Raw genomic sequence first — 10,870 nt, 5'->3', positions numbered from 1 at the left:
TTATATGTGTACACTTGAAGTTACTAGTTTGAATTTTAACTTTTATACAGTGATATATGAAACACTTATCATATATCACTGAGTAAAAGTTAAAATTCAAACTTCCACTGCACCTTTGCGTCGCAATGTGCTCATATTAAGTGTGAAAGTTGAGACCATAATATTAAAAATTACTTGATAAGTGGATATAAGTACTTATCTTCTTTATCCAGCCTATTTTTCAGAACTTTTATAATTTCAGCTGTGTGATTTTTAAAATTTTCAATATTATCATTAATTTTAGTTTTAGTATTAAATTGAGCTCTATATTTTTCAAACTCTGTACTTATATTTCCCATTTCATTTATATAATGTTTAGCCATATCTTTAAGGTTATCATCATCATCTTTTAATAATTGAGGATATAGGAAATTATCCTCTGATTGTAAATGAACTTTTAATACCCCTATTAGTAAATTAATATTTTTAGATATTTCAAAAGAATCATTTTCTATATTATTCTTGTTAATTAAAATTTCTATTGTTTTTACATTTTCACGTATTGCTTCATGCTGTCGTACAAGATTATTAATATTCATCATATTCCAATTCCCTTCTTTCACTAAAAAATGGACTTAAGTTATTGATATTATTTTACCTGCTTTAAGTATATTATAATATTTAACTTAATTCGGTAACCAATGGTACAAATGATGAATTTTATCAAATATCAACAATAATAACTTTTAAATTACGTTTAATAAGCTTTGCCACAATTTTTTAAATTATTATCTATAATTTAAAAAATGCAGCAAAGCTTATGGGATGTTACTAAATGGTATTTTTAATTATTTATATTCAACATTTAAATAATTAAGCTATATTAATTTATAAAATCGTATACAAGATCTAAAAAACTATTCACTTAATCTTAATATACCTTCTTTTTCATTTATATAAGGTAGTGTTTTTACAATTTCGTAAACATATTTTAACTTTTGTTTTTCTTCTTTTAATATGCTATCTTTTTCAACTTTATTAAAGCAAAGCATATTACACCAAAAGTCTACAAAGTCATCCTTAGTTACAAAGTGAGTATCTTCTTTATCTTTAACTACAAATCCACTTTTAAATTCTTCCAATATCTCAATATCTTCAATTTTATTATTTGAAATACTTCCGCATACATCATTCCACATAGTTTTAAATGCTATCATAAAATTATACCTCCTAATTGTATAATTAGCTCTCACATATATACATATAGTATATCATATATTGTGTTTAAATTAAACCTATTTACTCAACAAAATAATAAAATACAATATTAAATTTTATTTAACTACATTTATCTACAATAGTGTACCTAATTAGAACAAATAAATTCATTAATATATTCAATTTAACTCACATTAATTAGATTTTTGATAATAATAATTTGTTCCCCATACCCCAGCTAATATCATGATTGCACCGATTATATGATAAAAATAAAAACTTTCATGTAATACAAGTATTCCTGCTATAATGGACACAATAGTTGATATATTTGCAAACACTGAACATCTAGAAGCTTCCATTTTTGAAAGTGTATAATTAGCTAAGAAATATGCTACTATAGATGATAAAATTCCAAGATATAATACTGAGTTTATAAATATCGCACTGCTTAATGGTTTGAAATAATATGATAACTTTTTATCTATTAAAAGTCTAGAAATTGAAATTACATTAAAGCATACAGCTCCTGAAAACATCATAAAATATGTTATTTCAATGGCATTAAATTTTCTTGATATCTTTCTTGATATTATATTAAAAAATGCAGCTGAAAATACTGCACCTAATAATAACATCACACCTAAAACAGAACTCTCCTTTTCATCAGAACTTCCCATTACAACTATTAAGATCACTCCAGCTACAGATAGTATTATACTTATACTTTGCTTTATAGATGGCCTTTCATTTAAAAAATACACTGCTAAAATGGTAACCGCCATAGGTATAAGTGCAATCATAAGACCTCCTACTGAAGATGCAGTTCTTTGAAGCCCATATGTTTCAAATATAAAATAAATTACAGGTTCAATAAAACTAAGGATAACAAGCCATTTTATAGGTTTATTCTTATAACTTACCTTAATCACTCTAAAAACTATAAGCAATGTCATAACTAAAAAAGCAATTAAAAATCTAAAAGAAAGAAGAGTTATAGGATCAGTTACACTTAATGCTCTCTTTGAAAACAGAAAACTCAATCCAAAAATAAAATTCATTGCTAGTGCAGTTATGTAAGGAAGAATATTTGACTTATTCCCCATAATGATAATCATTCCTTTCCATTTCTGAATATAAAAAATTTTGATTTATGTAAGTAAAAAGGCCGCTAATGCAGCGACCTATTATTAATTCATTGGCTTGTACAAAGTTCATTATTAAGTATAAAATCACTTAGTAAAACACTCATAAAGTAAGTATACTATAAAGCTATAAATGATACAATGTAAACAAAAATCTAAAAGCTTTTTTACTTTAAAAAAGTTGAGGTTTTAATTTTTAGTGTTAAAATTATTATATTAGTTAATATAATTCGTAATAAATATATTATGAATTACACATTAGGTTATTATGGTGGTGAAAATACATGAGCAGATATATTGTTAGTAATCCTAAAAAGGTAGGTTCTGCACCTGGAACACTTGTACATATTGGCAACAAATTTAAGGAAAAGTCAGAAATAACGCTTATTCAGTATAATAATGAAACTGAAGAAACGTTGCATACACATAATATTGACAAGTGTTTTTCCAATTTTAATGATGAAAAAGTAAGATGGTTAAACATAGAAGGACTTCAGGATATCTCTATTATAGAAAAAATAGGTAAACAATTTAAACTTCATCCTCTCTTACTTGAAGATATACTAAATACAGGTCAAAGAGCCAAAATTGATGACTATGATAATTATATATTTATTGTACTTAAAGTACTTACCTATAATAAGGATTTAAAGAAAATAAAATCTGAACAGGTAAGCTTCGTTTTCATTGACAATTGTATTATCAGTTTTCAAGAAAGAGATATAGGTGTTTTTGACAATGTAAAAAATAGAATTAAAGTTTCTAACGGAAATATAAGAAAATTAAGTGCTGATTACCTTCTCTATACTTTAATAGATGCAATTGTAGACAGCTATTTTGTAATGCTTGAAAACTTTGGAAACAAAATAGATTTTGTTGAAGATCAACTAATAAACAAACCTGAAAAAGGAATTTTAAAAAGTATACATAATCTTAAAAGAGAAATGCTTTTTTTGCGTAATTGCATATGGCCTTTAAGAGAAGTTGTAAGTATACTTATAAGAGGTGATAACTCCCATTTCACTGAAAACACTATTGTATATCTAAGAGATGTATATGATCATATTATACAGATAATTGATACCATAGAAGTATATAGAGATATGCTGTCTGGCATGCTGGATACCTATCTTTCTAGTATAAGCAATAAAACAAATGATGTTATGAAGGTACTAACCATAATATCAACTATTTTTATTCCTATAACATTCTTAGCTGGAGTATATGGCATGAATTTCAAGTACATTCCAGAGCTAGAATTGCCTTATGGTTATGGCTTCTTTTGGGTTATTGTAGTAATAATCACATTACTAATGGTTAGATATTTTAAAAAGAAAATGTGGATTTAAGTTTTTCAAATAAGCATAATACGAAGCAAAGCCTCGCATTATGCTCATGGCTTTACCTTACTCATAAAATCACACTTTTTTATTACAATAGGTGTAACTGGCTCACCATAAAAGTCTATTGCTTTCCCTGCAGTTTCATAACCAAATTGTTCTAAAATCTTCATAGTTATATCCCTAGCTTCAGCAAAAACCTTTTCTGCACCAAGATTAAAAATTTCATTTAGTGAAAATGCAAGCATTTTTTTGCCTATACCTAAGCCTCTTAGTCTTTTATCAACTGCAAATCTTCCCAAATGCCATTGATTATTTTCAGTCCAAGCAGCTATTATTCCTATAATATCTTCCCCTACTCTTGCACCCCACCAAATTGGATTCAATTCTTCACTTATAGGCATTAATTTTTCAGGAATATTTTGCTCATAACTAAATACTTCTACTGCTAATCTAATTGCATCATCCATATGATTTAATGAAACTTTTTCCATTTTTATCCGAGAGTTATCTTTTATAAGATTATTTTTTAATGCAAGAATACGAAAATCTTTTAATGACTTTGCAATATTATCATTAACATCTTTACATCCTAAATCTAAAATTTCATCAATAAAGTTATTTGACTTACAATCTCCATTTATTATAGCTTCCATACCTAACGATAAAATGCTGACATATTTCATTCTTTTATCAATTTTGGATTTTTCTATTTTAATAAACTCTTTAGTTACTAAATTATTAAGAATCCTGCTTAATGAAGCCTTATCAACTCCTAATTGTATTACCAATTCACTAAAAGGAACACTTCCATTTTGTTTAAGGTAACTCAATATATGTGCTTGAGCTAACGTTAATCCAGAATTTAGACAATCATGATTAAGTAAACCTAATTCCCTTATAATTAATCGAAGTTCTTTTCTAACTATTTCCACACTATCCAATCTAATCCCACCTTTTGTTGATAATATCAACAAAATTATACCATATTCAAATATATACTACAACATTGGGAAACATGAATTATCATTATTTAAAAACTTCATATAAAGATAATTATGAAAATATCTTATGCCCCTATTTTCCTGATTATGTTATCTTTTCAAGTTAGAAATTGCCACCAAATCATGTTAACTTTGATCGTTTATAAAGAATTGCTTTAACTTCGCTAATGTCCCTTTCATTACTTTTAGCCATCTTAATATAGCAAAAAGCTGATGGAATGAGAAACAATTGAAATATTGACAAAGTAATTATATAGTTATTAGGTTCTCCTGAATATCTAGATACAGCAGCTAAAAGTGTTCCAACTCCAACATTTCCTAAAGTTCTTCCTAAACTATTGGCCAGATTAGCTGTACTAAAGGAAGTTCCTCTATGCTCTGGAAGATTTACATCTGTTATCAATGCAAGCCAATTTGGTGTATTTGCAGATTGTGCTGCTGAAGCAAAAAAAGATAAAATAAACATTGCAGTAATCCATGGATTTAAAATTATTTCTCTTAATAAACTAAAAAAAATTAGAGAAGCATTATAATTCCCGGGCAATAATAAATTTTTCATTGGGATTACAAATATTAGTATATAAAATGGTATTGTAATAAAAACAAAAAATGAAGTTAATACAGCTCTTCCCTTATAATTTTTTCTTTGTGCTTTATCACCAAGGTGACCAAAATACGAAGACGTTAATCCACCTATTTGAAATATAGCAAAAAGAAAACCTGAAGCAATTATTGCTGTTTTATTATCATATCCTATGTGTTGTATTTTTGAAATATACAGTGTCGGAAGCCATATCAAGCTTCCAGTTGTAATATTCATAAAAAAACCTTGAAAAAACAATAAAATATTGCTGTGCTTTGAAGCCAATTCATATAAATGATTAAATTCTATATTGTAATTATATTCATAACCTTCTTTAATAAGCTCCTTCAACTCAGGTTCAGCTTCTCCTAATGTAGGTTCCTTTATAAAAAGGTATAAAATAATCAATAAAAAACCTATTATACTTACAATCTTAAAGGGCCTCCTCCATCCTGCATAGGCAGTAGTAAGAGAAGCCATTAATGATCCTGCAATTCCTCCAAAGCCTTGAGACATTCCCCAAAGGCTTAAAATCATACCGCGCTTTTTGTGAGGAATATAATCTGTTAAAACACTAAATCCAATTGATGCTATGCATCCAAGTCCTATTCCAGTAAAAATTTGAAAAATCAAAAGTTGCAAATAGCTGCTGCTTATAGATGTTAAAAAAACCGATATTGACCAAATTATGGTACCTATAATGATAAGTCCTTTTCTTTTAAACTTTCCTGAAAGATATCCCCAATAAACTGACGAAACTGATGTAACTAAAATATTAACAGCAGAAACAACTCCAAGTGCAGATAAATTCACATTTAATTCCTTAGCTATAGAAGAAAATAGTGGTGGAAATAACCCTATAATAATGTTATCAAAAGCAGCCAAAGCCACAAAAACAAATATGGTATATATCATTTTTAAGTTTTCCTTATTCGTAAATCTTCACCTCTTCTCATAAGTTCACACATATTCAAAATAATTATCTATTAAACTATAGTTTCTACCAAACTTACATAAAAAATTAATTTTTAACGCAAAATAATTAAATAAAAAGGTTTTTTGCTTAAATCAGGGCAATTTAAATTCATTTTTACATATTTAAATTCTTATTATAACTGTATGTTTAAGAAAGGAATGATATTTATTATGGCCAAAAGCATACTTATTATTTCCTCTAATTACACAGGACATGGACATAAAAGCATAACTGAATCCTTATGTGAAGTTTTTTCTGAGAACAATGATGTTAATATTCATGTTGTAGATGGATTTTCATTAGGTGGTAATACTCTTTTAAAGATAGGAAAATCTTATGGTCCTATAACAAGAAAATCTCAAAGTTTATGGGAATTAGTGTGGAATATGTCTACTTTAAAACCAGTATTAGTTAATGAATTCATTGAATTGATAATAAAAGATAACCTAATGAAGCTTATAGAACAAATACATCCTGATTTAATTTTATCTGTTCATCCTAATTTCAATGGTTCTGTTATTAATGTATTGGAAGAAAATAAAATTAAAATACCATTTATTACTTTAATAGCAGACTTAGTAAGTATATATCCTCTTTGGGCAGAGCCTAGGGCTGATTATACTATAAGTCCAACAATAGAAGCAAAGGACAAATGCATAAAATTTGGAGTTCCAGAAGAAAGAATAAAAGTTTTAGGTTTTCCTGTACGTTCGAGATTTAATAATCATGGAGAACATAGTGATTATAAGGTAGATACGCCTTTGAAATGCTTAATAATGAGTGGTGGAGAAGGCGTAGGCAATATGAGAAAAATAGCTGAAGTTCTTCTTACCAATTTTAACTGCATTGTTAGAATTATTGCGGGTAGAAATACAAGACTTAAAAATTCACTTAACAAATCCTTATCAGAAAAGTATGGTGATAAAGTTGAAATTTATGGATTCATGGAAAACATACAAGAATTAATGTTTTCTTCTGACATTGCTTTTACAAGAGGAAGTCCAAATGTTATGATGGAATCCATAGCATGCAATACACCTTTAGTTATAACTGGTGCTTTACCTGGACAGGAAGAAGGCAACCCCAAATTTGCTGAAGATTATAATCTAGCAGCAATATGTACAGATGTGAAAAAAATGAAGAATACCATAGAAGATTTACTAAAAAACAATGCAGAAAGATTAAATAAAATAAAGAAATCTCAAGCCAATTATAATAATCCCAATGCTGCTAGAGATATTACAAATTTTATTTTAAGTATTCTTAAAAATGATTAGTTTAGGTATACACAAATGACATTCACTGTAACTTCATGTGAATGTCATTTTCATAAAAAATAAATTTAATGATTTAATCTTAATTATTAGAATTTGCTAACTTATTTAATGTATCAACAAACTCTGTAATTTCTTGTAAACTTGCAGTAACTTCTTCAATTGCAGCAGATTGTTGTTCTGTATTTTCCAATGTAGAATTGGATGATTCTATAGTTTTATCTACAGAATTCTCTATCTTACTTGTAAGATCTGATATTCTTAAAGCTGTTTCTTTAGAATTTTGAGATAAGTTTCTTATTTCTGTTGCAACAACACCAAAACCTCTTCCAACTTCTCCTGCCCTAGCTGCTTCTATAGCTGCATTTAAGCCAAGCATTTTTGTTTGGTCAGCTATACTTTTTATTGAATCAAGTATCGTATTAATTTCTATTGATATATTTTTCACACTAACTATTTCTTCACTTAAAGAATGTTGATTATTAGTAACATTAACTGAAGAGGCCGACAACTCCTCCATTGTAGCTGAAATCTGACTAAAATTCTCTGAAAGCACTTGTGACATATTTCTAATTTTTAATTCTTCATAGCCTATTTTTGATAAAGCATTAGCAATTATATACAGAACTTCTGCAGCTGCTCTTACACTTTTTTCAGTAGTAACCTTTACTTTATTTGCTGCTTCAATATATCCATCTTCATTAACTCCTATTTCATTTGCAGTTTTCCTAAGATTAGATTCATCTGGAACAGAAGTTAATATTTGTCCTCCTAAAATTGTTCCAATTTGTTTACCTTCTACTAATATAGGTGCAGCAAAATCAATTAATCCTGCATGACAAGTATAAACATATGGTCTTCCTGTTCTTGCAGCTTCTTCACCGCCTCTTTTATGTGACTCAGCACACCTGTCATCACCTACCTTAGTAGATTGAGTGAGTTTTAAACAAAAATCTGTATAAGAACTTGGCTTAGTTACTGGTTTTCCATTAATATCTACGGTTACACTAGCAATATCCATGCTTTCTGCAAAATTATCTTGAAATTTTTGAAGTAAATCAATATTAATAACATCCTTTATCTCTATTAAATTTAAATCAACATCATTACTACTAACTGTTTTTGACATAATAATTCCTCCAAAATATAATAAATTTAAATTTTAAACTTTTGAATCATATCACTAAGACCTTGCGCAAATTCTGCTTGTTCTTGAGCTGTTATAGCCACTTGCTCTACAGCCTTTGATGTTTCTTCAATACTTGCTTTTATAGTCTCTGCATTTTCAGATGATTTTCCAGCATTTCCTGCCATACTTTGTACTGATCCATTTACATGTCCTATTGTTGTATTCAATTTTTCAGACATTAATGCTATTTCACCTGACATTTTACTTATAAACTCTGCATCTTTATAATATTGATTTCCCATATTCTTAAATTCTCCAAGCTCAGGATCTACATTTTCATTTATAAATTTCAAGATATCATTACTATTATCTGCACTATCCTTAAATGCTTGATGCACTTTTTCAAGAGTGTTTTGAATAACTATTACTGATTCTGATGACTGCTCTGCAAGACTTCTCACTTCATCTGCAACTACTGCAAATCCCTTACCTTGCTCCCCAGCTCTAGCTGCTTCTATAGCAGCATTAAGAGCAAGTAAATTTGTTTGTTCTGCTATATTTGCTATGGATTCAGCCATATCCTTTATATTGTCTACCACTTTTCCTGCTTCTATTGATTTTAGTATTTTTTGTTTTTTATCTTCATAAATACTTCTTGTTTTCTCTATAGATGCTTTTCCTTTATTACTACCTTCTATTGCTCTTTCCTTAGACTCATTTGCAACTGTACTTCCTTCTAATGCCTTTTGTGACAGTTCAACAATATTTGAATTAACTTCTTCTATAGATGCAGTTATTTCTTCTGAAGAAGCGCTTGTTTCTTGTATTGTATCTGTTATATTTTTAGTTGCTTCATTTATCTCATTAAATTTTGATGTCAACTCTTCAGTAGTAGCTGAAAGTTCTTCACTAGAAGCACTCATATCTTGAGAACCATCCATTATCTTTTTAATCAGTTGGATCAATTCCTTTTGCATAATAATAAATGAATTTGAAAGCTGTCCTATTTCATCCTTATGAGACAATAAAACTTCACAGCTATTATCATAAGTTAAATCATAATTACTTATTTTTTTCATAGATTTTGATAAAGTTACTATTGGATCACCTATTTTTTTACCAAAATATATAGAAACTGCAACAGCCACTAATAATGCTGCAGCCATTATTGAAACAAAAGCTATCACCAATTTTTTCATTGGTTTCATTACTTCAGTTACAGGTACTGAAAAACCAACTGTCCAATTGCTTATTTTCACTTTAGAAGTTACAAAATATTTTTCCTTTCCATCATAATCCTTTAAGGTACTAATATTATCACTTAAAATTTTAGAAAACTGCCCATTCATAACTTTATTAACATTTTGAGCACCTTTCTCGGTAGGTTTAAAATCCTTATTGGCATGAATTAAAAAATTATTTTCATTATCAATTAGAAAAGCATAACTATTTTCTATAGGCTTTGCCTTTTCAAGAATCTCTGTGATCGTTCCTATTTTAATATCACAACCTAGCACTCCAATTAACTCGCCATTTTTAGTTACAGGCCTAGCTATACCAACCATCATTTGTTTAGTTTTGGCATCCATGTATGGAGTTGAGTAAATTAATCCATTTTTCTTAACAGCATCTTTATACCAAACTCTTTGTGTAAAATCCACATCTGTAGGCGGAATCCAATCACTTCCAACAAGCATTTTTTTATTGGCAAATGCTATGTAAATCTCTGAAGCATATGAATTGTTTTGCATTTTTTTCTTGAAATATGTCTTGATTTTTCCATCATCTAAATTATCCATATTTTCTATAGAATCACCAATTTCATTAACTATTTTTCCTTGTCCATCCAGCCAACCATTAATTATTTCAGAATACTTATCTGCTGAAGTTAAAAGTCCATTTTTAGATTCTTTCATTATAGAATTATAAGATATTGAATAAGTAATTAACGATGATATCAATAAGCTTAAAATGCATACCAGAGAAATTATTAATGTTATTTTTGATTTAATACTTTTCATAAAAATTCTCCTTCTATGATAATCTTAATATTTTATCGAATATTTTATAATCAACTTAAACTTTGAGTTTAATTAGTGAAAAATGTACTTTTTCACAATTTATTTCAACTAAACATAAACCATAAGATTATTACTTTTTTTACCTTTGACATCTTTTTTTTAAAACTATATTATTTATTAGAACAAAATAGATATTTTGTA

The 10,870-nt window shown here is 28.0% G+C and carries 9 protein-coding genes; 2 read left to right on the top strand and 7 right to left on the bottom strand.

Annotation, left to right across the window (positions count from 1 at the left end; translation table 11 throughout):
- Positions 1–170: 170 nt before the first annotated feature.
- The 3 genes from EG57_RS0223300 to EG57_RS0223290 form a co-directional block, all read right to left on the bottom strand.
- Complete coding sequence (locus tag EG57_RS0223300) at positions 171–581, bottom strand: hemerythrin domain-containing protein (RefSeq protein WP_032079485.1); 411 nt, start codon at positions 579–581, stop codon at positions 171–173.
- 315 nt (positions 582–896) lie between these two features.
- Positions 897–1,196, bottom strand: coding sequence for a hypothetical protein (locus EG57_RS0223295; protein WP_029163826.1), 300 nt, complete (start codon positions 1,194–1,196; stop codon positions 897–899).
- Positions 1,197–1,391: 195 nt separating this feature from the next.
- Positions 1,392–2,303 (bottom strand): DMT family transporter, encoded by a 912-nt coding sequence (locus EG57_RS0223290; protein WP_032079484.1) that lies wholly within the window; start codon positions 2,301–2,303, stop codon positions 1,392–1,394.
- Between the two features lie 323 nt (positions 2,304–2,626).
- On the opposite strand from EG57_RS0223290, the gene corA reads away from it, so the two are divergent.
- Positions 2,627–3,691, top strand: coding sequence for a magnesium/cobalt transporter CorA (gene corA / locus EG57_RS0223285; protein ID WP_032079483.1), 1,065 nt, complete (start codon positions 2,627–2,629; stop codon positions 3,689–3,691).
- A gap of 44 nt (positions 3,692–3,735) precedes the next feature.
- Here corA and EG57_RS0223280 read toward each other — a convergent pair whose 3' ends face one another.
- Both EG57_RS0223280 and EG57_RS0223275 read right to left on the bottom strand, forming a co-directional pair.
- On the bottom strand, positions 3,736–4,626 hold the full coding sequence (locus EG57_RS0223280; protein WP_032079482.1) for a GNAT family N-acetyltransferase: 891 nt from the start codon (positions 4,624–4,626) through the stop codon (positions 3,736–3,738).
- Between the two features lie 181 nt (positions 4,627–4,807).
- Complete coding sequence (locus tag EG57_RS0223275) at positions 4,808–6,184, bottom strand: MFS transporter (protein ID WP_032079481.1); 1,377 nt, start codon at positions 6,182–6,184, stop codon at positions 4,808–4,810.
- A 231-nt stretch (positions 6,185–6,415) separates the two neighbouring features.
- Here EG57_RS0223275 and EG57_RS0223270 point away from each other — a divergent pair, with 231 nt between their 5' ends.
- Positions 6,416–7,522, top strand: a complete 1,107-nt coding sequence (locus tag EG57_RS0223270; protein WP_032079480.1) for an MGDG synthase family glycosyltransferase — start codon at positions 6,416–6,418, stop codon at positions 7,520–7,522.
- A 79-nt stretch (positions 7,523–7,601) separates the two neighbouring features.
- Here the strand turns inward: EG57_RS0223270 and EG57_RS0223265 are convergent, their stop codons facing one another.
- Both EG57_RS0223265 and EG57_RS0223260 read right to left on the bottom strand, forming a co-directional pair.
- Complete coding sequence (locus tag EG57_RS0223265; RefSeq protein WP_032079479.1) at positions 7,602–8,648, bottom strand: PocR ligand-binding domain-containing protein; 1,047 nt, start codon at positions 8,646–8,648, stop codon at positions 7,602–7,604.
- A gap of 26 nt (positions 8,649–8,674) precedes the next feature.
- The gene (locus EG57_RS0223260) at positions 8,675–10,669 is read right to left on the bottom strand and encodes a methyl-accepting chemotaxis protein (RefSeq protein WP_032079478.1); all 1,995 of its coding nucleotides are present in this window, start codon (positions 10,667–10,669) and stop codon (positions 8,675–8,677) included.
- Positions 10,670–10,870 lie beyond the last annotated feature (201 nt).

This window comes from Clostridium drakei, from assembly GCF_000633595.2.
In the GTDB taxonomy this organism is placed as follows: domain Bacteria; phylum Bacillota; class Clostridia; order Clostridiales; family Clostridiaceae; genus Clostridium_AM; species Clostridium_AM drakei.
Note: the sequence above shows the minus strand (reverse complement) of the source record. Positions and strands in the feature narration are given on the sequence as shown.